Consider the following 20,450-nt stretch of genomic DNA (forward strand, 5'->3'; position numbering starts at 1 on the left):
ACCAGGCGGAGCTCTTCTTTACTCCGAAAACTGGCGAGCCATGCATCTGTTGCAACAGAACCAGCGAGCCAGTTTTCTCCACCCGCCTGGGGCAAGCGTGCTTGGGTGGGGAGTGCAGAGGGGTAGGGCAGCGCTTCGCAAGTAGCACCCCTACCCCTCTGCAAAACAAAAAAGCGCCTTGCGGCGCTTCTCTGCATCTCTTGAAGAGATATTACATTCCCATCCCACCCATACCGCCCATGTCAGGCATCGGGGGCATTGGTTCTTTTTTCTCAGGTAAATCAGTGACGGCGGCTTCGGTTGTCAAGACCATCGCGGCAACGGATGCGGCGTTCTGCAACGCTGCACGCGTGACTTTGAGCGGGTCGATGATGCCAGCGGCGATCATATCAACCATCTTATTTTCTTGGGCGTCGTAACCTGAGCCTTTTTTGCCTTCAAGGATGCGGGCAACGATCACTGAGCCCTCAGCGCCAGCGTTACTGGCAATCTGCCAGGCCGGGACGACAAGCGAACGAGAGACAATCTCGCGACCGATCTCTTCGTCGCCATCAAACTTACCCTTGTTTAGAGCCTGGTGGGCTTCAAGCAAGGCGACGCCACCACCGCTAACCACACCCTCTTCGATCGCGGCACGGGTCGCTTCTTTGGCGTCCTCAACACGGTGCTGTTTTTCTTTTTGTTCAACTTCCGACGCGGCGCCAACTTTGATAACAGCAACACCTCCTGAGAGTTTGCCGAGACGTTCTTTGAGTTTGTCTTTGTCATAATCGCTAGTTGCCTTGTCGATCTGGGCCTTGATTTGACTAACACGAGCCTGAATATCTTTTTGCGCGCCTTTACCGTCAACGATGGTGGTTTTCTCTTTGTCAGCCACAACGCGACGAGCCTGGCCGAGCATCTCTAAAGTTGCTTCGTCAAGCTTCATGCCTTTTTCTTCACTAATGACTTCGCCGCCAGTAAGCGTCGCGATGTCCTGCAACATCTCTTTGCGTCGGTCGCCAAACCCTGGAGCCTTAACGGCCAGAATATTCAAAATGCCGCGCAACTTGTTAACAACAATTGTCGCTAAAGCCTCGCCCTCGAGGTCTTCGGATATAATGACCAGCTCTTTCTTGCCCAGTTGGGCAAGTTTTTCGAGTAGCGGCAGGATTTCTTGAATACTTGAGATTTTCTTGTCGGTAATTAGCAGATAAGGTTTCTCGATAACAGCCTCCATGCGGCTTGTATCGGTGACCATGTAGGCGGAGAGATAGCCTTGGTCAAACTGCATACCCTCGGTCAGCTCGTACTCGGTACCGATCGATTGTGACTGCTCGACGGTAATGACGCCGGAGTTGCCGACTTTATCAAAAACCTCGGCGATCAGTTCACCAATCTCTGGATCGTTGGCGGAGATTGAGGCGACCTGAGCGATCTCTTCCTTGGTCGAAATCTTCTTGGCGTTCTTCTTGAGATGATCAACAACCGCTTCGGTGGCGCGCTCGATACCGCGGCGAATCGCCATAGCGTTAGAACCAGCGGCGACGTTCTTCAAACCGTCGTTGATCATCGCCTGGGCAAGCAGCGTGGCAGTAGTGGTGCCGTCCCCAACGTTGTCGTTAGTCTTGGAAGCAACTTCTTTGACGAGCTGAGCACCCATGTTCTCGAATTTATCTTCCAGATCAATTTCTTTGGCGATCGTGACGCCGTCGTTAGTGATTGTTGGGCCGCCAAAACCTTTGTCGAGCAGCACATTACGACCCTTGGGACCTAGCGTTACCTTAACCGTATCAGCAAGCACGTTGACGCCGTGTTTAATTTTGTCGCGGGCGTCCTGAGAAAACTTAATTTGTTTTGCCATGATTATTTAGTCTCCAAAATTCCGAGGATCTCGTCTTCGCGCAGGATCTTAACTTCCTCGTCGTTTAACTTGAATTCGTCGCCGCCGTAACGGGTAAACATTACCCGGTCGCCGACTTTCACCTCTAACGGTACGCGCTTGCCGTCTTTATCCAGACGTCCCGCGCCTACAGCAATTACCTCGCCCTGCTGCGGCTTTTCTTTGGCGGTATCAGGTATAACGATGCCGGACTTTGAGGTAGTCTCGGCGCTTAGTGGCTTCACAACTAGACGGTCACCTAATGGTCGAATCTTCATTCAATCAAACCTCCTACTTAGTTTGTTTCTTGAAGCATTGTAAAGTTTACTTTACATAGCGTCAAGAGGCCGTAACGTAGAAGCCCCGCCGTTTGACGGGCGGGGCACTGAGCGAGCAGTCAATCCGCTCACTTAGGTTGTTTCGGACGTGAGGGTATCCAGGTGAGGACATAGCGACCAAGGCGTGTTGAGCGAAAAAGTAATACGCCAACCGTAAGGACAACGACGCACATGCCCGCGTCCAGCCATCGATGATCAGCCAGCATCAGCGGCAAACCGTCGATAATGAATACCCCGTAGGAGATGAGAATCAGCCAAGCCAGGCCAACGGCGAGAAAATGCGGACGTTTCATGATATTTGCTCCGCCTAAGCGGTCCAACGAAGTATAGGTATCAAAACCTGACAAATCAATGCGCGAAGATCGTTTGGCTCCGTTTAAGCGGGGAGTTCAACTGGGTTGGCACACGGACAGTCACGGTCCCAATTTGGCTTCACGGAGAATTGCCAAGGAATTGCATCCTTGCAGATCAAAATCCACTGGTCGGCCTTGTTTTTTACGCCAGACTCATATTGGCCGCTTAGACGCCACGGGAAGGTCTCGCTCTCTACTTCACAGTCTTCGTTGACTCGGTAGATTGTCATATCACCTTCATACTTCCAGGTAACCCTCGTGTTTCCACTAACGGTTCCCTTCTCAACGGTGATGTCGAACATGCCCGTGAAGATAACTTGAAAGATACTGCAGTTACCGTTATTGAATATGTCGTCAAAGCGCTCCTGGATTTTTTTCCTGATCTCTTCGAGCACCCCCGAAGAACAGCCCTGAGACAACGTCACTTTAGTCGGACCAGTCTTCTTGAACGCTTCCACTCCGTTTTCCTGTATGGAGACTTGAATTATCGAGTTGACAGCGGTCCCTAGCTCAGTTGAGGGAGCAAATTCTTCAGGCGGCGCAACTAGGGGGAGGGTGGCGCTGTCAGCAGCCTCGTAATTGAACCAGTTTTTTACAGGGAAATACGAGCCAACTAGTAAGCCTACTATTAACCCAATGACTAGGAAAATAACCTGGGCCCTTTTCATGAGTCAATGGTAGCGCTTTGCACTTTTACTGGCAACGATTAAGACTGTGTCCCGCCATTAATGACGGGACACTTATCTATGGGTCAGTTGCTGGCCAGCTGAAGCCTGGCCGAGTTGACCGGCAAATCCTGGGACTTGGGCTTGTGGTAGACCGTAGCATACGACGGGCTGAACTTGGCCACTAGCGAAGATCCGCCGTCGAAGTGGATTATCGTGCCGAAACCCCACTGCTTAGCCACCCTCAGACACCGTGAGGCTGTTCCGACCATCTCGAAATGGAAGTAGAAACCATTCTTTACGGCCCAGAACTGGCGAGCTAATCGTTCGCTTGGCTTTGGCGGGTTTTTCATACCCGCTTCGGCAGACATGACGTTAGTCAGGTCTTTGATTGCCTTGATGTTCGCGACGATTTCGACCTTCCCATCCCAGTGCGAAACCAGGATCGGACGGTTAAAGCGCGAAGGGATACGAACTTTGCCATCAAGAATCCAGAGATCAACACCGTGGAAAAGCTTGCGGCCGTTAACAGTCTTGCGGCCGAAGAAGCCGGCAACGGATACTCGCTTGGCCTTGGTATTGTTTCTAACCCAGGCCTCACTTTTACCGCCGACAAAGTGACGAAAGATGAGGATATCTACCCCCATCCGGTACTTCTGGACCCGAAGCGCGTGCGCGCAGACCGGGAGAAGAAATAGGCACAGGAACAGCGACGCGTAGCGCATAACAACCTCCGTGTTCGCCCAAATTGTGAAGAGCGTGTAAGGAAAACCGTACGCCGGTGCGTAGGTGACTGCAAGCGGGTTATTTCAGGTACAATCTTCCTGTAATGGCAAAGCGTTTAGTCAGCGGCATCCAACCGACTGGCGTTCTACACATCGGCAACTATCTGGGCGCTATCAAGCAGTGGGTCGAGTTGCAGGACGACTATGACGCCTATTTTTTCATCGTCGATTATCACGCCTTAACCCAGCGCCCGAAAGCCGCCGAGCTACGTCAAAATGTCCTCTCGACGGCGGCGATGCTGGTGGCACTCGGGATCGACCCGAAATCGGCTAGCTTATTCGTCCAATCCCAAGTGCCGGAGCACGCCGAGCTTTGCTGGCTCCTGATGAGCCTGACTTCTGTCGGGGCGCTCTCAAGAATGACGCAGTACAAAGAAAAGTCCGATCGTCACGGCCAGAACGCGGGGCTGTTTGCTTATCCGGTGTTAATGGCCGCCGATATATTGATCTATCGACCAGAGATCGTGCCAGTCGGCGAGGATCAAGCTCAGCACGTCGAATTAACGAGAGACATCGTCGAAACCCTTAATAACCTTTACGGCCAAACGTTAGCGCAACCAAAAGTTCAATTAAATAAAGCTGGCCGAGTCATGGCCTTAAACAACCCGACAAAGAAAATGTCCAAATCCGTCCCGGGTAGCGCCATAACGCTGCTCGACGAGCCGAGTGTCGTTGAGCAGACGCTCAAGCGAGCCGTAACCGACTCTGACCCCAACTACAGCCAAATGAGTCCTGGGGTAGCCAATCTTTTCCTACTGCTTGAAAACTTCAGCGAGCCTGAAACGTATCTGCACTTCGAAGAGCAGCAGAAGAAAGGCACCTTGCGTTACACCGAGCTGAAGGAACAATTAACCGAGGACATCAACGCCTTTTTGGCGCCGGTGCAGAAAACCTATCACGCCCTCATGGACGATCCCGCAAAAATCCGACGGCTGCTGGAAGAGGGCGCCGGCAAAGCCCGTCCCGTAGCCCAAGAGACGCTCCTGGTCGTCAAAAAAGCGCTTGGCCTCAACCTCAACGATTGACCTAATAGGTTAAAGAAACTACAATAGTGGCGTCTTTATCCGAAAGACAATTCACGGAGGAAGCCTTGTCGTACAACTCACATGACGAGAACAAAGCTGCTCGCTACCGGCGAGACACAACCAGCCTGGCGGCGCTCAACGAGCGACCCAGAAAACCCAGCCAGCTGCCCTTTGACGATCTGGATATGAAGCACCGATGCTTCTTCTGCCCTGAGGGGGAGGAGACGGTCGTCAATGGGGCCTTTCTGGAAGAAGAACGGTTCGTTTACGTCGCCGAAGGAGCGGTCGGCAACAGCGAACCTTTCCTGAACGCGGTCTGCCGGCCTTGCGCCGATACATCGCCGTTCTGTGAGGTCTTCAGGCTGCCGCTCGGCAGAACCAAACGACCAAAGTCGGGAAAATAACGGCTAGTTCTCACATTCGTCACTCTGACCCCTCGCCACACCGCGAGGGGTCCCGTCTTTTAACTGGCAAATGTCTCGATCAGTTGTCGTAATTCAGCAGACTTTTCCGAACAGAGCTGCTCATTATCTTTGGCTTCAACATTCAGGCGCAGGAGCGGTTCGGTGTTACTGGAGCGTAAGTTGAAGCGCCAAGTGCCAAAACTTACAGAGAGGCCGTCGGTTCGATCGATTACGCCGTCTTGGTACTTCTTCTCAATTTCCGCTAACGCAGTTGGTACGTCTGTGACTTTAAAGTTAATTTCGCCTGAGACAAAGTACTTGTCTCTTAACGTACGCGCAATCTCGGAAACTTTTTTTCCGGGGTTAGCGGCAATGATATTCAGCATCAGCAGGAACGGGATAATGCCGTTGTCGGCAAAAAAGAAGTCGCGGAAGTAAAAGTGGCCGCTCATCTCGCCGGCAAACAGGGCGTCTTCGCTTTTCATGCGGTTTTTGATAAATCCGTGACCCGTTTTATTTAAAACAGGTACGCCACCGTTCGCCTTGATCGTTTCCTCGGCGGCCCAAATATTGCGCGGCTCGTAAATTATTTTTTCGCCCGGATGCTTCTGGAGTAAGTGCCCAGCAAGAAGTGCGGTGAGGTGGCAACCCTCGATAAAAAGGCCGTTCTCATCAGCAATGTAGCAGCGGTCACCATCAGCATCCCAGGCCACCGCCATATCAGCACCAGAATTGATAACTAGCTGGCTGGTCTCGGCGCGGTTTTCTGGGATCAGAGGATCGGGCCGGCCTTTAGGGAAACTACCGTCTGGCTCAAAATTAAGTTTAATAAGTTCGATCGCTTCCGACATCCCAAGTCGATCAATTAACTTTTCAACAAACGCGCCAGTAGCGCCAAAGTTGTTATTCGCCACCAACTTGAGCGTAGTGAGCGTCTCAAAATCGGTAAACGTAGCCAGGAAATCTAAATAATCCTCACTTATATCCCGCGAGTGTACTTCGCCCTCATTCTCGCCAGAAAGATCTTGATTGCCCGTGGCGAGTGCTTGAATTTCCTTCAGACCGGTATCGCCAGAAATAGCGGCCGCGCCAGCAGCGATAATCTTCAGGCCGTTATATTCGGCCGGGTTGTGTGAAGCGGAAACCTGAATACCGCCGTCGTAATGGTAGTAGCCAACGGCGAAATACAAGCTGTCGGTGGAGCCCACGCCGATATCGACAACGTTAACGCCAGCTTCGATTAGGCCGTCGATGACGGCTTTTTGTAGGACCGGGCCACTTGTGCGGACGTCCCGGCCAACCGCCACCACTTTCGGCTTCAAAAAGGCCGCGTACGCCTGGGCGATGCGCTTAACGGCGGCTTCGTTGATTTGCCCTGGGTAGATACCGCGAACGTCGTAGGCTTTAAAGATTGTCCGGTCGAATTCCATTGAGGAAATTTTAACCCGTTTTCAGGGGTAAAAGAAGAGCCCCCGCACGATTGTACGGGGGACTCAAGGACGGACAAAGAGGGCGCGACTCTAGGTGAACAGTACCAGCTGTTGGGGCTTACGAGCTCGAAGCTTCTTGTCTCCTACAGCCGTGACGATTTTGGTCGCCGTTTTCTTCGCTATGCCGGGAATTTGTTCCAACCCCCTGCTACCAGCGATCTGGATCTGGCGATCGGACCGGATTCCGGCCTTACGCATCTTCTTTACCTCGCTGAGCTTGCGCGCCAGCAAGGCGTTGGAATTGCGGACGCCGTCCCGTTTGTCCTCCTCGACCCAACCCATACGGGTTCGGACCTCGGTCGGTCCGGCCTGGTAGTAGCTAAGCAAGGTGGCGTAGATCTGCTTGTCGAGCTTCTCCAACACCTGCCTCTCGGTCGCCGACGGCCCTAAGGCTTCGGCGATCTTTTCTCGCTGCTTTAACCAGTACTCGCGCTCCCGCTGGGCGGGGACCATATTGCGAAGAAGCAGACCCCAGTCGTTGGTCGGGGCGTCACGGCGGTCGCCGTTACCGAATAGATAGTAGGCGGTGACAACCGCTTGTTTGACGTGGGGCCAACCCTTAAAGAGCTGGCGTCGGTTGACGAGAAAGAAGCTCTGCTCCTGGCGGAACTTCTCGATTGCGGATAGCTCAGTTGCAGCCACATAGCACCTCTTTGTCCTGATTGTCGTGCTCTCGGTTGAGAGCGGGTACAAAACGTTAAAAAACCATAGCACAAACAGGTTCAAAAGTCAAGATTCAGGCCCTCTGTTTGACGAAAATGGCTCGGTAACGTAGGGTAGCTTAGATGTCGGCGAAGTTCGTCTTCGTTACCGGCGGAGTCCTCTCTGGGGTGGGTAAAGGAATTGTCGCCGCCTCTCTTGCTAACACTCTGAAAAATCGCGGCTACGAAGTTTTCCTGCAAAAATTTGACCCGTATTTAAACGTTGACGCCGGCACTCTGAACCCCGCTGAGCACGGCGAGTGTTTCGTGACCGCTGATGGCGCCGAAACAGATCTAGATTTGGGCCACTACGAGCGTTTTCTTGATGTGGAGCTAACGCGCGACTCCTCTGTGATGAGCGGCGCAATTTACCGCAGTGTTATCGAGAAGGAACGCCAGGGCAAGTACCTGGGCAAAACTATCCAGGTCATCCCGCACGTCACTAACGAGATCAAAGAGCGGCTTTACAGAGCGGCCGAGCAATCCGAGGCCGATATCCTGGTCATAGAAATCGGTGGCACTGTCGGTGACATTGAAGGCAGCCACTTCATTGAAGTAGCGCGTCAAGTCGCGTGGGAGAGAGGACGCAATAATGTCTTGTTCGTCCATGTCGGCTACTTACCATATCTAGACTCTTCGCAGGAGACAAAAACCAAGCCGATTCAAAACTCGATTATAGATTTAAGAGCGCGCGGTATTCAGCCAGATATCGTTTTCTGTCGTGCTGATCACCCAATCGACAGGCAACAGTTAAAAAAGATCGCACTTTTTGGCGGACTGCCCGAGGAGGCGGTTGTCGGCCTCGAGACGATTGATACTGTTTACGCCGTGCCGCTAGTGATCGCTGCGCAAAAAGTTGACCGTTTAGTCCTGAATTATTTGAAGCTAAAGATCCCTCGACAGCGCAGCAACGACTGGGAGGCGCTTGTACGTCGCATTCGTCGGCGGCGCAAAACAACGCTTAAAATCGGCCTGGTCGGCAAGTATATGTCGATGAGCGATACCTACTTCTCGGTAATTGAGGCACTGAAGGCGGCCGGCTGGCAGTCGACCCACGGACTTTCTGTTGTGTTGATAGATAGCGAGCGAGTCGAGCAAGTCGGAACAACGCTTTTGGCGGACCTAGACGGAATCTGCGTCCCTGGTGGCTTTGGCAAGCGAGGGATCAAGGGGATGCTACTCGCGATCCAATACGCTCGGGAAAACCAGATTCCTTTCTTGGGTCTGTGTTTGGGAATGCAACTCGCAACAATTGAATACGCTCGCAACGTCCTAGGGCTCGAGGAAGCTAATTCGACCGAATTTGATGGCAACGCTCGCGAGCCAGTAATCACGACGATGTCAGATCAAGTTAAAAAACTGGCTCACCTTGAGTATGGCGGCTCGATGAGGCTCGGCAATTACCCCTGTCGCTTGGCTCAGGGGACCAAGGCTCGGGAGCTGTACGGTAAGGCCTCAATTCAGGAACGACACCGTCACCGCTACGAGTTTAACAACGCCTACCGACCAGTTCTTGAGGAGGGGGGAGAGTTTATTGTAGCAGGTGTGAATAATGCGCTGGATCTTGTCGAGCTCATAGAGCTGAAAGACCATCCTTATTTCCTGGCCTGTCAGTTTCACCCAGAATTCCGGAGCCGCCCGTTGCGCCCACACCCGCTTTTTGTCGGTTTTGTTGAGGCTGCGGGAAGGTTCCACAAAGATAACGAACCCACCCAAAGATTGCCGTTACACTATCGGCAAGTACCCGGTCGCACGCGAAAACGAAGTCAGGGCTGAGGGGGTGGCGGTTCAACAGGTGGCGGACTCTCAGGTTGTTTTGTACCAACCAGGAATTTCGCCGCCCAGGGTTTGTAAACCGACTTGAATGTTTGTTTATTAATCACCTGGCCGTTACGGGTCACAGTGTAAGCCACCACGGCTGTTGCCCCCTCATGAGCCTTTTCGGTCTGCTTCACTTCGCCGACCATCAGAGTATCCGTCTCGGTGCGGACTTCCGGTGGTGGTGGCAAGACGTTAGTAACGATCGGCGTCGTAAGGCTTGAAACACGTCCATCCTTGGTTCCCCAGAGTTCAAAGATAACTTTGCTGCCAATAACTTGGCCTTGAACTAAAAGATAGTTGCCGGTGTCGTTAAGGAATTTGAAATCGGGCTTTGGCAGGTAAATTGTCGCATCCAGTCCAACCGGCGGCTCGTAATAAGACACTCGATATGAGTGGTTTTGGCGCTCCGTAACTTTTAGGCCAGCGTTCAGAACGGCTCGAAACAGAGTTGTTGAGACTTGGCAGAGGCCTCCACCGAATTCTGGGGTAGTCTTGTTCTCTTTGATCACCAGTTCCGGCAAGAAGCCGGTCGTACCGTCAACCGCCCCGAGCGTCTTGACCGTCGAGAACTCGTCGCCTGGTTTGACTAGCGTACTCTGCAATAGCCGCACGCCGTTGGCGATATTGGCTCGGCGGTTAGCTGGTGAGCCGGCAAAGCTAGTCTCGCCAAGTCCGACGATCTCCTTAATCCCTAGCGAATCGAGGTTATTCTCAGTAATTAGTGGCTTTTGAGCTTTGAAGGTCAAACTAGCCTCGGTCGCGGTCGGATCGTTTAGCACTGCCAGAACAGTTTTGGCACTTACGTCGATATCCACTACTCGTCCCTCCGAGGCGCCCTCAAGAATTACCAATTTACCTTCTTTTATGCCGAGTTTTGGATCCTTGGCTGGTTGGTCGATCGATTCAGCCGACAGCTCCTGAAGATAGGACCGCGTTTTATTGTCGGTGAAACTGGCGCGCAAGACCTTCTTGCCAGAAAGTGAGCCTGGCTGTTGAACGCCGGTAAAGTCAACGAGTCGGTTAACGTCTCCTTTGTTTAAATCCTTGCGGCCGCCTTCCCAAACTAAGGTTATTTTCTTTGTTGCCAAACTCTCAGCAGCGGTTTTGAGCGCAACTTCGTCGTCAATAACGATACTAGGCTCAGCCTTTTGGCGAACCAGCTCGATTGGCTCAGTGCTGCCACTCGACCAACGATCGAGAATTTGGCCAAGGAGAGTTTCTTGGTTAATCGTCTCGCCTGATTTGGCGTGAGTGATGACTAACTTATCCCCCTCGAACTCAGCGCTGGCGTTCACGGCTGGTTCGTCGATCGACTCAGCGATGCCGGAAAGGGTGGTCTTTAGGTAAGTCTCGTCGTACTCGGCCTGAACATAATGGTGGCGGCTGTAGAACGGCGCCGTAACCTGCTCGAGTAGACTTTGAGTCCAATCGGCCTGTCGTCCGACCTTGAAAATTGTCTCGGCGGTGCCTTTAGTGTCGGCCGACCAGTTCGCCTCTTTAGCTGAAACCGAATAGGTTTTGCCGGCGTAATTAAGATTTAGGGGTTGCGAGAGGGAAGATGAGACGACGGTATTTAAACGCTCCTCAACTGCTGACAGTTTCAGGCCGCTGTACTGTTGCGTCCCGACGAATACGTTAGGGTAAACCCGTCCCAAGAATATTAGACTGTAAGCCAGATACAGCAACGCCAACAGCGCTACGACTACTAGGCTTGCTACCGCGCTTCGCTTGGCTTTAGACCCTGAACGAAGCAGCTTGTCGAGCCACCTCAAGGAGAAGGGAACGGTAGTTGTTGTCGTGCTCATGATACGTTATTGACTCTACTCGGCGCCCAAGATCTCTTCAAGCAGCGCCCGAGCAACATTCTCGCGACGCTTGCGCTCATTTTTTAGTAAGAAAAACTCGGCCGTTAGGACGTCACCCTCTTTGCAGCTGGCGGGCATCATCGTCCGCGGGACGATCGCCTCGCCTTTTGGGCTTGTTAGTACCGCGTGGCCGTTCTCGAAGCGGTCGACAACCCAGTGGAACGGTTGTCGTTCAACCATAGCCTCAACGTATTACCAAGGCGATAATTAAAATCGCCACGATATTCGCAATCTTGATCAGCGGCTGCGCCTCAGAAAGCTCTCGATTTGATAAATCGCTCGCTATCATCGGATTACTAGTGTGATGATCAAAATTGCCACAATGTTGGCAATTTTTATCATGGGATTTATAGCTGGGCCAGCAGTGTCTTTGTACGGATCGCCGACGGTGTCTCCAGTGACCGAGGCTTTATGGGCTTCAGAACCCTTGCCACCGTGATTACCTTCTTCGATGTACTTCTTGGCGTTATCCCAAGCCGCGCCTCCGGTAGTCATCGACAGAGCCACAAACAGCCCTGTGACGATCGAGCCAATCAACAGACCACCTAGCGCCGCTGGACCTAAGAGCCAGCCGACAAGAATCGGCACGACTACTGGCAGGAGCGCCGGGACAATCATCTCTCGTAAGGCAGCACCAGTAACTATTGAGACGGCGCGGGCGTAGTCGGGCTTAATCTTGCCTTCGAGAATACCGCGACGCTCCTTGAACTGACGGCGTACTTCGCTCACGACGGCGCTAGCAGCGCGGCCGACGGCTTCCATCGACATCGCGGCAAAGAGATACGGCATCAGACCGCCGATAAAGAGTCCAGCGATGACGTACGGGTCGGATAGGCTGTAAGCGATATCGACACCCTTAGCGGCAATTTCTTGCGTGTAAGAGGCGAAGAGTACCAGGGCCGCCAAGCCGGCCGAAGCGATCGCGTAACCTTTCGTAACGGCTTTAGTAGTGTTGCCAACAGCGTCAAGCGCATCAGTGACAGTGCGGACTTCGCTCGGTAGTTCTGCCATTTCGGCAATCCCGCCAGCGTTATCAGTAATCGGGCCGAAGGCGTCAATGGCGACAATCAAACCCGTCAGGGAAAGCATCGAGAAAGCCGCTACGGCAACGCCGTAGAGACCAGCCAGCTCAAAAGCACCCAGCGCGCCTGCCGCAATAACCAGCACTGGCCACATTGTCGAGCGCATTGAGAGCGCTAACCCGGAAATAATGTTGGTGGCGTGACCGGTTTCCGAGGCTTTGGCAATTGACCGAACGGGTCGGTACTTAGTTGAGGTATAGTACTCGGTTATAAGCATCATCGCGGCCGTAACGCCGATACCGATAGCGGCGGCGCCGAAGAGCTTGGCAACGTTAAATTCATCGCTCATCAGCCAGCTCGTCAGTGGCCAGATGCCAGCGAGCGCTAAAACGATGGCGGCGATCAAGCCTTTGTACATCGCGCCCATGATGTTGCCACTCCTTGATAAGCGAACAAACCAGCTACCAATAATCGAAGCGACTATCGATAGGGCGCCTAAGGCTAGGGGGTAGAGGATAACGTTGTCATTACCTTCGAAGAGGATGCTGCCCAGCAACATCGCGCTCACCGCTGTAACGACGTAAGTTTCAAATAAATCAGCAGCCATGCCGGCGCAGTCTCCGACGTTATCACCGACGTTATCGGCAATTACCGCTGGGTTACGGGGGTCATCCTCCGGAATGCCGGCTTCAACTTTACCGACTAAATCCGCTCCGACATCGGCGGCTTTGGTATAAATGCCGCCACCGAGCCTGGCGAAGATCGAGATTAATGAGCCACCGAAAGCCAAGCCAACGAGCGCCGAGACGTCTCGAGTCAGCCAATAGAAAACCGTTGTGCCAAGTAGCCCTAAGCCAACTACCATCAGCCCGGTAACTGCGCCACCGCGGAAAGCTAGATTCAGGGCAGGGACAAGGCCGGTTTTAGCTGCTTCAGCGGTCCGGATGTTGGCACGAACAGAGACGTTCATGCCGATATACCCCGACATCGCAGACAGCACGGCGCCGAGAACAAAGCCTCCGGCAATCGTCCAGTTGAGTAAGAAGCCAAGCAGTAAGAAGGCGAGCAAAGCCACGACGGCAACCGTTCGGTACTGGCGGTTCAGATATGCTTTGGCGCCCTGCTGGATGGCCGAGGCGATCTCTTGCATTCGCGCATCGCCGTTAGCCCGGCTATTGATCCAACGCCCTAATAGTAACGCGTAGATTACAGCCAACGCCCCCGCTCCAGTCGCCCCGTAAAGAATGTATTGCTCAGTAGTCATGAACCTCTCCTTAATTAAAATATAGTAAGACTATTTTAACTGGTTCGAGCGACCAAGACAAGGGAGGATCAGCGCTGACGAGGCCTCTTGGGCACGCGTCAAAACTTCCTAGTTTTGCGCTCCCGCTCGCCTGCACGGCTGCGCGAAGCCCAAGAAGCCTCGCCAGCCGGAAAAGGGAAAGGGGTTAGTGGGCGGCTGCGGCAGTCTTTTTGATTTTACCGACCACGCCCTTCAGTGCCTTCAGGGTCTCGACGTCTTGTTCGATCGCTTTCAGGGTCTGCTTAAGATGGTTCAGCTCGTGGGCTTCTTCATCATTGACTTCCTTCAATTCCTTGCAGATTGTCTCAACGACTTCGGGAGTGACGCCCTTGTGATGGACCAGCGTAACCAGTCGCACTTCACGAAATGGCCCTACATCAGCAGCCTTAATCGCCTCGATCAAGTCTTCGTTGCTCATGAATTAGACCCGTCACTTTTTGCCATCAGATGGTCAAGCCGGCGCTCGTATAACTGATCAATTATGCCCTGACGCCTCTCGATACGTGCCGAATAGGTAGTAATATCCCCTCGAAAAGTCTCGGGAGCGGCCAAGCCGCGCTCGATCTCCTCTTCCATGGTCTGCAGCCAAATCGTTTCGTCCTCAAGCTTAAGTTGCTGACCGGAGAGGCGCTGGTCGATTAGCTTTAAGCGATGATCCTGCTCTCGGCCCATAAGACCATTAAGGTGCGCCAGGGCCTTAGGCGCCAACTCGTAAACCTTTTGCGACAGGGCGTTTAAACCGTCATAGAAATCGGGGGTGGGCTTGTACTCGCCTTGGTCGGTAGCTAGCTCATCAGATTCAGTAGCTACACTAGCGCTTGGCTCGCGAGTCACCGGCACAATGACCGGTTCTTTGTAATCTTGCGCCCCCTCAAGAGCCGCCCCACCATATAGTTCCCCTACTGCCATCACCTTCTAAATATACTGTTTTAGGCCCGTTTAGCTAGTAATAAAAGAACCGAACTAAACCCTGGACTTTTAGGAGGAAATAGGCTAAAATGGCCGCCAGTTAGTACGACCGCGTACAACAAAGGAGTCCGATGTGCCCAACCCGATATCCCTCGTCATTGTGCCCACTGCGGGCCTCGAGAAAATCCTCGGCCAGGTAATTCCCGACGACAACGGCCACCGACGTATCAAAGTCGGCGCCGAGTTGCTGCGGAACAAAAAGGCCGGCGGGATCATTTTCTTCGGTGGCAAGACCGCCGGTAAAGGTTGGGCTGAAGTTTACGCGGAGCGTTTCCGCTTGCTTTACCCCGACCTCGTTAACGAGATCGTCATGACCAATGCCAGTGGCACCAACAGCGCCGCTGACGTCAAGTTCCTCGCCAACTACCTGGACAAGTCAGGCATCGGCAAGGACGCGACATTGTTCACGCCGACCTACTCCTGGCATTTCTGGCGAATACGGTCATCAATGTGGTGGAAGGGGTACCGCCAAGTCGTCCACTGCCCTAGTAACGAAGAGCGATGCTACCCAGTAGCGCTCGAATTGCTACTTGCGGCAGTTACTCTCGTCGACCCATATTGGCAGTGGCTGGGCCTGCCCCTGGCCTGGCTCTCGGCCAAGCGCCTCGCCGCACACACGCCTTCATGAGACCTCCGTTCTCCGAGACCGACGCCCCGGCCAACAAAGCCGGGGCGTTTCTCTACCCTAAAACTTTTTTATAAATCTCTAAGGTCTCGGCGGCCATTTTGGCCCAGGAGAATTCCTTGGCGCGCGCTAAACCTTTCTGCCGCAGATCGGCAGCAAATTTTGGATCACTAAGAATCCTCCGAACCGCCGCCGCGATTTCGGCCGGTTTTTTCGGATCGACCAATAGACCAGCGTCGCCGACTACTTCGGGCAAACTCGAAGTATTGCTGGTTACTACCGGCGCGCCAGCGCTAAAGGCCTCTAGAATCATCAAGCCAAAACCCTCGTACCAACTGGGGTGAACGTACGCCACAGCGCCCGAGTACAAAGCCGGCAGGTCGTCATCGGGCACAAAACCGGGCGCGACTATTCTCTGACCCATCGACTGCTTCGTTTTGACCAGGGCAGCAATCTCTGGATTCTGCTTGTCTGGTTTGCCCGTTATCACTAGGCCTACATCACTGGATTCCTGAGTAATTGTTTCGAAAGCTTCTAGAAGGGCTGGCAAGCCTTTGTAGCGCTCCCAGCGACTAACGAAAAGAATGTAGCGTTCTGGTAAATTTAGCTTAGCCTTGACCGCCGCGATCGCTGAGGGAGTTGCCACCTTGAACTTCTCCTCGCTGCCTTCAGGTGTAACAACGATTTTTGCGGCTGGGAAATTCAACATATTAACGAGGTCTTTTTTTGTTGAAAGGCTTGGAACAATTATCGTCTCGGCTCGCTTGCAGTCGTTCATTACTTTTCTGTAGGCGGCTCGGCGCAGCCAAGAGTCTTTTTGGGCGCCGGTAGGAAACACGTGCATAATCAGGTCGTGAATCGTTACTACAAACTTGCCGCCGTAAAAAATTGGGTGGTTAAAGTTTGCAAAATGGACTAAGTCGAAATGCTGCTCGTTGAGGATTTTTGGCAAACGGCGCTGCTCGCTTAACGAGTAGTGGGCAATAGGCACAACTAGCTTCGTTAGGTTGGGTGCCGTAAGGCTAAACTCAGCTTCATCCGCCGGGGTGATGATGGCGGTGTAGTTATTTTTCGTGTCAAGTTTCAAGAGCTCGCCGAGCAGATTACGGCTGTAGCGGCCCAAGCCGCCGGTCTCGCCGCGCCAGAAGCGCAAGTCTAGTCCAATTTTACTCATCAATTAATTACTACCTTCTTCATCGCTGCTCGCAAGCCCGGCTAACATTAGCGTCATCCAGATCGCGGCTTGGCCGGTGTAATGGTTCAGGAAGATCCCGGCGACAACCAAGCCGATACTGGCAACGAATGCGCCATCGGCGAGCGCGGTGCGGCGATTTGCCAGATGAACAAGCAACAAGACCCAGAACAACGGGTAAAGCAGGCCGCCAAATACTCCCAAACCTTCGTACATATCTAAGTAAGTGTTTTCGGTAAACCGGTTCTCTCCGCCGTCTAGGCGATCCTGGGAAACGGGGCCAGTTGAGCCAGGGCCGCGTCCAAGCCAGCCGATTTCGTCAGTATGGTCGAAAAGCCGTTCGTACTGCTGCGAGCGGATAATTGTCGAGTCCTCCCGGATTAAGGACGCTGGTACCAGCCAAAAAGCAGCGGCGGCGGCAAACACGCTAATCGCTAGGCCAATCAGAGCCCCTCGAGCAAGCCTCGGCGCACGCGAACGATATAGCGCTGTTGCCGCGATTAGCCCTGCGACAAGCCCCAGCGCGGCGCTTCGGGCCACCGTCAAGACAAAGGCTACCGCCAGGATGATAAGTAGCGGCATGCCGTAGCGTTTAGCGATACTTCGCCAGGCGCCCCAACTTAAGATACCGACCATCAGATAGAGGCCGAGCGCGTTCGGACCAGCCAAGAGCGACTGCATTCGCGGCAAGCCGGCTGCCTTGTGATAGTCGCCCAGATACCCTCGGCCAAGTTCGTTTAACGTAATACGGAAGGCTGCGGGAAAGATATACTCGAGGAACCCGAGAATCGCCACTCCGCCCAAAGTAAAAGCAAACGTTTTTAGCGCCATGGCCTTAAACTCGGGGCTCCACTGCGCCCGCGCAATTACGAGATAGAGTAGTAGCGGCTCGCCGAGATAGCGCACGGCGCGCAACCATTGGTTCAGCTCTTCGCCACGCCAGAAGTAGCTCAAGACAAGGTTTATTAGAAGTAGCAAGGCAACCCATGCGGCAGGTCTAAAGCGCAAAGTTAGCGGTAGGGTAATTATTAAGCCGAGTAACAATATGTCCCGGCCGAACGACAGGCCAGATGTGCCGAAAAAACTAACCAACCAAGCACTGAGGGGGAGGAAAACAATCAGGGCAATCAGGAGTTGCCCTGCGAGGGGCCGGCGAGTGCTGGCTTCTTGAATCATGGCTCCAGTTTATTCTTTTTGAGTAAGCAGTCCCAAATGTTTCGCTGCCAACATTAACGCCGCCATACTCTGGCCACAAGAAAGCTCACCAAGATCAATCATCCGAAGGATTTCTGGCAACGAGAATGCCTGCATTTCCTGGATTCCCTCTTCCTCCTGCTGATGCTTGCCTGTTTGAGATAGCCCAGTAGCGATGAAAACATGCGACCAATCTTGAGAGATGCCGTTAACTACTTGAAGGCGGCCAATCTTTCGCCAGTTTTTTGCTTCAAGGCCAGTCTCCTCCTTTAGCTCGCGTTTCGCTTCGGCGAGCAGATCGTCGCCGTCGGCGGCTCCAGCCGGTAGCTCCCAGGAGAAAGTTGATGTCGGGTAGCGAAATTGGCCAACCAAATATATTTTATCGTCGTCGGTGATGGCGACGATATAAACCCCTGTACCGACTTGAACATAGCTATACTGCCCCGGTGAGCCATCTGGTCGCGTCACCTTGTCCTCATAAACCTCCATCCACGGCGTCTTATATACCAGCCGGTGACTGAGCCGCTTCCAGGGATTACGACGTTCCATTATTTAGCAACTTTCTTCTGTAAGTCTCGGTAGAACTTCACTAAGCGCTCCTCGTTTGTCGCCCAGTTGTATTCGCGTTCGCCAAGTTGTTGCGCCCCATTGGCAAGCTTGTGATAAAGCTCATGATCTGTGCTGAGCTCATCGAGCGCTTTTTCGAAAGCTGCCTGGTCGTTGAAAGGTATGACTAAGCCAGCTCGGTGCTTCTTAACTAGGTCAGCAATGAACAACCCCTCCGTTGTAATCATCGGCCTGCCAGCCGCAACCGCTTCAAAGAACTTATTTGGCATCGAGATAACAAAATTTGGGTCGCTGGGGTTATGGATGACATCGACTGCTGAAGCGACGGCCAAGTACGGCCAGAACTGGGTCACTGGGACGCCGGGAAGAATCTTGATGTTTGGCGAGGCGCCGGCCTTTGCTTTAAGTTCTTTAATCGTTAAGTCGCGTTCGAAGCCAACTGTGACCAGGTTTAACGAGCGAAATTTTGGCTTCTTGAAGGCAGCAATCTGTAGATCTAGCGCTCTTCGCTGATCGTAGAGACCGGCGTACAGATAAACAAAGTCGCCCGCCTTGAGACCGAGCTTGGTACGCAGGGCCTTAACTTCGGGGGCGTCCTGGGAAGGCTGCTTTAAGTCTTTAGCGTTATAGATCGTTATCGTTCGCCGCGCTCCAAGGCTCTCGTAGCGCTCAAGCAGCCACGGCACGACAGTGATAACCGCATCAACGTGACGGACTAAGAAAGCTTCAACCCCGTCGACCAACCGGCTCAACCTCGTGATGAACCCGCTCTGACTGATGCCGCGTACCATGCCGCCGTAATATTCATGGGCGTCATAGACGACTTTCCGACCGCTAAGACGGCCGGCGAAGTAGCCGGGCAGTAGGGTATCGAAATCGTGGCAATGGATGATCTCGCTGGGGTGGCGAAAGATCCGCCAAAAGAGTTTGAGGTTAAAGACCACAAGTTTGCCCATTGCGGCGGTGCCGTAGGGGGAGCGGTAGCGCAAGCGCTCTACTCTAAAATGGGGGAAGACCTCATCTTGAGGAAAACGACCTTCACGATCCCAGGCTAAGATTGTCACCTCGCAGCCAGCCTTCCCCAGGGCCGTTGCCTCGCGCATCACCCGCTCGTCGGGGTTGAACGGATTACTCAGGAGCATCAAAACCCGCGCATTCATGATAAAAGTCCAAGCACCAGAGCTCTGTATAGTCTCCCTAAAACATTAATCGCTTTGAGCGGAATGGATTCGGCCTGGCCAGGGAAGACGAGGCGATAGGTCATTAGCTGGATTATATCTTTGTCGCTCACGCGACGTTGACGCTGGATGACTCGGCGCTCCTTCCAGGTGGTATCAAATAGTTTCAGGGCACCCCAGTAGCTTGCGAGCTTGGCGCCAAGCCAGCCCCTGGGGATTGAGGCTAGTATTAGGCAGAGCTCAAAGACAAGCCCGAATGGTAGCAGGAGTAGTAGCGTTAGAAGCCGGTAGTTTTTTAGTAACGTCAGGAGGCGGTTGCGCTCGGCGTAATAGAACTTAATCGGGTTACGACTGAAGGAGTATTTGTGCCAGACCACTGAGCGGCCAGCCCGCCATATCTCATAGCCAAGCAAGCGCGCTCTCCAGGAGAGATCGAGATCTTCGTGATACATAAAGTATTCCAGGGAGAAGCCACCGAGTTTTTTTGCTAGGTCGGCTTTAATAAAAAGCGCCGCGCCACTCGCGTAAGTAATTTGCTGATCCTTCGAGAACTCCGGCGAGTCAGGTTTTAGGTAGTCGCCGACGTAACCAAAGCCCAGGAAGTGAAGCTTATTACCCGCTGAGTTGATGAGCTTGGTGCGTTTGTTACTAGCTACGTCATAGAGCAGTAATTTCGATTGCACCAACCCCACCTCGGCTCGATTCAGTACTTTCAGGCCTTCCTCAAGAAAAGAAGCGTCAACCTCGGTGTCGTGATTCAGTAAGACGATATTTTTCGCTCCGTGCTTGATCGCCCAGCTCATACCGATATTATTGGCTTTGGCAAAACCCCAGTTACTTCGTTCTCTCACGATGACAGCTCGAGGGAAGCGGCGAGCCGCCTCATCTAAGAAACCTGTTTCCCGAGAATTGTTGTCGATCACTAGCGCCGTGAAGTTGGTGGTGTTTTGGCGGTAGAGAGAATCAAGGCAGTCAAGGAGATATTGTGGCTGGTTGTAGCTGACAATAATAACGACGGTCGGGTCTTTTTTGGTGGTAGTTCTCAGTTCAGGGGTGGAGCGGCTCATTGTACCCGTAAATTGTAGAGACCTA

The 20,450-nt window shown here is 53.1% G+C and carries 21 protein-coding genes; 4 read left to right on the forward strand and 17 right to left on the reverse strand.

Annotated features, from left to right (window positions below):
* Positions 1–211: 211 nt before the first annotated feature.
* The 5 genes from groL to HY845_03805 form a co-directional block, all read right to left on the reverse strand.
* Positions 212–1,843, reverse strand: coding sequence for a chaperonin GroEL (gene groL / locus HY845_03785; GenBank protein ID QQG51651.1), 1,632 nt, complete (start codon positions 1,841–1,843; stop codon positions 212–214).
* A gap of 2 nt (positions 1,844–1,845) precedes the next feature.
* Positions 1,846–2,139, reverse strand: coding sequence for a co-chaperone GroES (locus tag HY845_03790; GenBank protein QQG51652.1), 294 nt, complete (start codon positions 2,137–2,139; stop codon positions 1,846–1,848).
* A 128-nt stretch (positions 2,140–2,267) separates the two neighbouring features.
* Positions 2,268–2,492 carry a hypothetical protein gene (locus HY845_03795; GenBank protein QQG51653.1) on the reverse strand — a complete coding sequence of 75 codons (225 nt, stop codon included), beginning with the start codon at positions 2,490–2,492 and terminating at the stop codon, positions 2,268–2,270.
* 83 nt (positions 2,493–2,575) lie between these two features.
* Positions 2,576–3,220, reverse strand: a complete 645-nt coding sequence (locus HY845_03800) for a hypothetical protein (GenBank protein ID QQG51654.1) — start codon at positions 3,218–3,220, stop codon at positions 2,576–2,578.
* A gap of 83 nt (positions 3,221–3,303) precedes the next feature.
* Positions 3,304–3,864: a hypothetical protein gene (locus HY845_03805; GenBank protein ID QQG51655.1), complete on the reverse strand. Its 561-nt coding sequence runs from the start codon at positions 3,862–3,864 to the stop codon at positions 3,304–3,306.
* Positions 3,865–4,046: 182 nt separating this feature from the next.
* Here HY845_03805 and trpS point away from each other — a divergent pair, with 182 nt between their 5' ends.
* Positions 4,047–5,027 carry a tryptophan--tRNA ligase gene (gene trpS, locus HY845_03810; protein QQG51656.1) on the forward strand — a complete coding sequence of 327 codons (981 nt, stop codon included), beginning with the start codon at positions 4,047–4,049 and terminating at the stop codon, positions 5,025–5,027.
* A gap of 26 nt (positions 5,028–5,053) precedes the next feature.
* Positions 5,054–5,431 (forward strand): hypothetical protein, encoded by a 378-nt coding sequence (locus tag HY845_03815; protein ID QQG51657.1) that lies wholly within the window; start codon positions 5,054–5,056, stop codon positions 5,429–5,431.
* Between the two features lie 59 nt (positions 5,432–5,490).
* On the opposite strand, the gene HY845_03820 is transcribed toward HY845_03815, so the two are convergent.
* A complete protein-coding gene (locus HY845_03820) occupies positions 5,491–6,861 on the reverse strand; it encodes a phosphomannomutase/phosphoglucomutase (protein QQG51658.1) in 1,371 nt (456 codons plus the stop codon).
* 90 nt (positions 6,862–6,951) lie between these two features.
* A complete protein-coding gene (locus tag HY845_03825) occupies positions 6,952–7,563 on the reverse strand; it encodes a hypothetical protein (protein ID QQG51659.1) in 612 nt (203 codons plus the stop codon).
* 143 nt (positions 7,564–7,706) lie between these two features.
* Between HY845_03825 and HY845_03830 the strand changes: the two genes are divergently transcribed.
* A complete protein-coding gene (locus HY845_03830) occupies positions 7,707–9,398 on the forward strand; it encodes a CTP synthase (GenBank protein QQG51660.1) in 1,692 nt (563 codons plus the stop codon).
* Here HY845_03830 and HY845_03835 read toward each other — a convergent pair.
* The 5 genes from HY845_03835 to HY845_03855 all read right to left on the reverse strand — a co-directional run bounded on the left by HY845_03835 (position 9,389) and on the right by HY845_03855 (position 14,542).
* Positions 9,389–11,248, reverse strand: coding sequence for a VanW family protein (locus tag HY845_03835; GenBank protein QQG51661.1), 1,860 nt, complete (start codon positions 11,246–11,248; stop codon positions 9,389–9,391). The two genes, HY845_03830 and HY845_03835, sit on opposite strands and share 10 nt — an antisense overlap.
* A 15-nt stretch (positions 11,249–11,263) precedes the next feature.
* Positions 11,264–11,488 carry a DUF3006 domain-containing protein gene (locus HY845_03840; GenBank protein QQG51662.1) on the reverse strand — a complete coding sequence of 75 codons (225 nt, stop codon included), beginning with the start codon at positions 11,486–11,488 and terminating at the stop codon, positions 11,264–11,266.
* A gap of 105 nt (positions 11,489–11,593) precedes the next feature.
* On the reverse strand, positions 11,594–13,594 hold the full coding sequence (locus HY845_03845) for a sodium-translocating pyrophosphatase (GenBank protein ID QQG51663.1): 2,001 nt from the start codon (positions 13,592–13,594) through the stop codon (positions 11,594–11,596).
* Positions 13,595–13,778: 184 nt separating this feature from the next.
* A complete protein-coding gene (locus tag HY845_03850; protein ID QQG51664.1) occupies positions 13,779–14,051 on the reverse strand; it encodes a hypothetical protein in 273 nt (90 codons plus the stop codon).
* On the reverse strand, positions 14,048–14,542 hold the full coding sequence (locus HY845_03855) for a hypothetical protein (GenBank protein QQG51665.1): 495 nt from the start codon (positions 14,540–14,542) through the stop codon (positions 14,048–14,050). Before HY845_03855 ends, HY845_03850 begins: the two co-directional genes overlap by 4 nt.
* A gap of 133 nt (positions 14,543–14,675) precedes the next feature.
* On the opposite strand from HY845_03855, the gene HY845_03860 reads away from it, so the two are divergent.
* Entirely contained in the window at positions 14,676–15,230 is a 555-nt protein-coding gene (locus HY845_03860) for a hypothetical protein (protein QQG51666.1), read from the forward strand.
* Positions 15,231–15,282: 52 nt separating this feature from the next.
* On the opposite strand, the gene HY845_03865 is transcribed toward HY845_03860, so the two are convergent.
* Genes HY845_03865 through HY845_03885 form a run of 5 tightly spaced genes read right to left on the reverse strand, consistent with a single transcriptional unit; the run spans position 15,283 to position 20,425 of the window.
* Complete coding sequence (locus HY845_03865; GenBank protein ID QQG51667.1) at positions 15,283–16,401, reverse strand: glycosyltransferase family 4 protein; 1,119 nt, start codon at positions 16,399–16,401, stop codon at positions 15,283–15,285.
* A gap of 3 nt (positions 16,402–16,404) precedes the next feature.
* Positions 16,405–17,595 (reverse strand): hypothetical protein, encoded by a 1,191-nt coding sequence (locus HY845_03870; protein ID QQG51668.1) that lies wholly within the window; start codon positions 17,593–17,595, stop codon positions 16,405–16,407.
* Between the two features lie 9 nt (positions 17,596–17,604).
* Positions 17,605–18,162: an NUDIX hydrolase gene (locus tag HY845_03875; GenBank protein ID QQG51669.1), complete on the reverse strand. Its 558-nt coding sequence runs from the start codon at positions 18,160–18,162 to the stop codon at positions 17,605–17,607.
* On the reverse strand, positions 18,162–19,340 hold the full coding sequence (locus HY845_03880; protein QQG51670.1) for a glycosyltransferase family 4 protein: 1,179 nt from the start codon (positions 19,338–19,340) through the stop codon (positions 18,162–18,164). The genes HY845_03875 and HY845_03880 overlap by 1 nt, the downstream gene beginning before the upstream one ends.
* Positions 19,337–20,425 carry a glycosyltransferase family 2 protein gene (locus HY845_03885; GenBank protein QQG51671.1) on the reverse strand — a complete coding sequence of 363 codons (1,089 nt, stop codon included), beginning with the start codon at positions 20,423–20,425 and terminating at the stop codon, positions 19,337–19,339. The genes HY845_03880 and HY845_03885 overlap by 4 nt, the downstream gene beginning before the upstream one ends.
* Positions 20,426–20,450: the final 25 nt, after the last annotated feature.

This window comes from Candidatus Berkelbacteria bacterium, assembly GCA_016432625.1.
Classification (GTDB): Bacteria; Patescibacteriota; UBA1384; order 2-12-FULL-50-11; family 2-12-FULL-50-11.

Excerpts from the sequence above, each read along its gene's own strand:
- trpS (QQG51656.1), top strand. The coding sequence starts at position 4,047 with ATGGCAAAGCGTTTAGTCAGCGGCATCCAACCGACTGGCGTTCTACAC.
- HY845_03805 (QQG51655.1), bottom strand. The coding sequence starts at position 3,864 with ATGGGGGTAGATATCCTCATCTTTCGTCACTTTGTCGGCGGTAAAAGT.
- HY845_03865 (QQG51667.1), bottom strand. The coding sequence starts at position 16,401 with ATGAGTAAAATTGGACTAGACTTGCGCTTCTGGCGCGGCGAGACCGGC.
- HY845_03870 (QQG51668.1), bottom strand. The coding sequence starts at position 17,595 with ATGATTCAAGAAGCCAGCACTCGCCGGCCCCTCGCAGGGCAACTCCTG.
- HY845_03790 (QQG51652.1), bottom strand. The coding sequence starts at position 2,139 with ATGAAGATTCGACCATTAGGTGACCGTCTAGTTGTGAAGCCACTAAGC.
- HY845_03845 (QQG51663.1), bottom strand. The coding sequence starts at position 13,594 with ATGACTACTGAGCAATACATTCTTTACGGGGCGACTGGAGCGGGGGCG.
- HY845_03800 (QQG51654.1), bottom strand. The coding sequence starts at position 3,220 with ATGAAAAGGGCCCAGGTTATTTTCCTAGTCATTGGGTTAATAGTAGGC.
- HY845_03875 (QQG51669.1), bottom strand. The coding sequence starts at position 18,162 with ATGGAACGTCGTAATCCCTGGAAGCGGCTCAGTCACCGGCTGGTATAT.
- HY845_03855 (QQG51665.1), bottom strand. The coding sequence starts at position 14,542 with ATGGCAGTAGGGGAACTATATGGTGGGGCGGCTCTTGAGGGGGCGCAA.
- HY845_03835 (QQG51661.1), bottom strand. The coding sequence starts at position 11,248 with ATGAGCACGACAACAACTACCGTTCCCTTCTCCTTGAGGTGGCTCGAC.
- HY845_03850 (QQG51664.1), bottom strand. The coding sequence starts at position 14,051 with ATGAGCAACGAAGACTTGATCGAGGCGATTAAGGCTGCTGATGTAGGG.
- groL (QQG51651.1), bottom strand. The coding sequence starts at position 1,843 with ATGGCAAAACAAATTAAGTTTTCTCAGGACGCCCGCGACAAAATTAAA.
- HY845_03820 (QQG51658.1), bottom strand. The coding sequence starts at position 6,861 with ATGGAATTCGACCGGACAATCTTTAAAGCCTACGACGTTCGCGGTATC.
- HY845_03880 (QQG51670.1), bottom strand. The coding sequence starts at position 19,340 with ATGAATGCGCGGGTTTTGATGCTCCTGAGTAATCCGTTCAACCCCGAC.
- HY845_03840 (QQG51662.1), bottom strand. The coding sequence starts at position 11,488 with ATGGTTGAACGACAACCGTTCCACTGGGTTGTCGACCGCTTCGAGAAC.
- HY845_03885 (QQG51671.1), bottom strand. The coding sequence starts at position 20,425 with ATGAGCCGCTCCACCCCTGAACTGAGAACTACCACCAAAAAAGACCCG.
- HY845_03830 (QQG51660.1), top strand. The coding sequence starts at position 7,707 with ATGTCGGCGAAGTTCGTCTTCGTTACCGGCGGAGTCCTCTCTGGGGTG.
- HY845_03795 (QQG51653.1), bottom strand. The coding sequence starts at position 2,492 with ATGAAACGTCCGCATTTTCTCGCCGTTGGCCTGGCTTGGCTGATTCTC.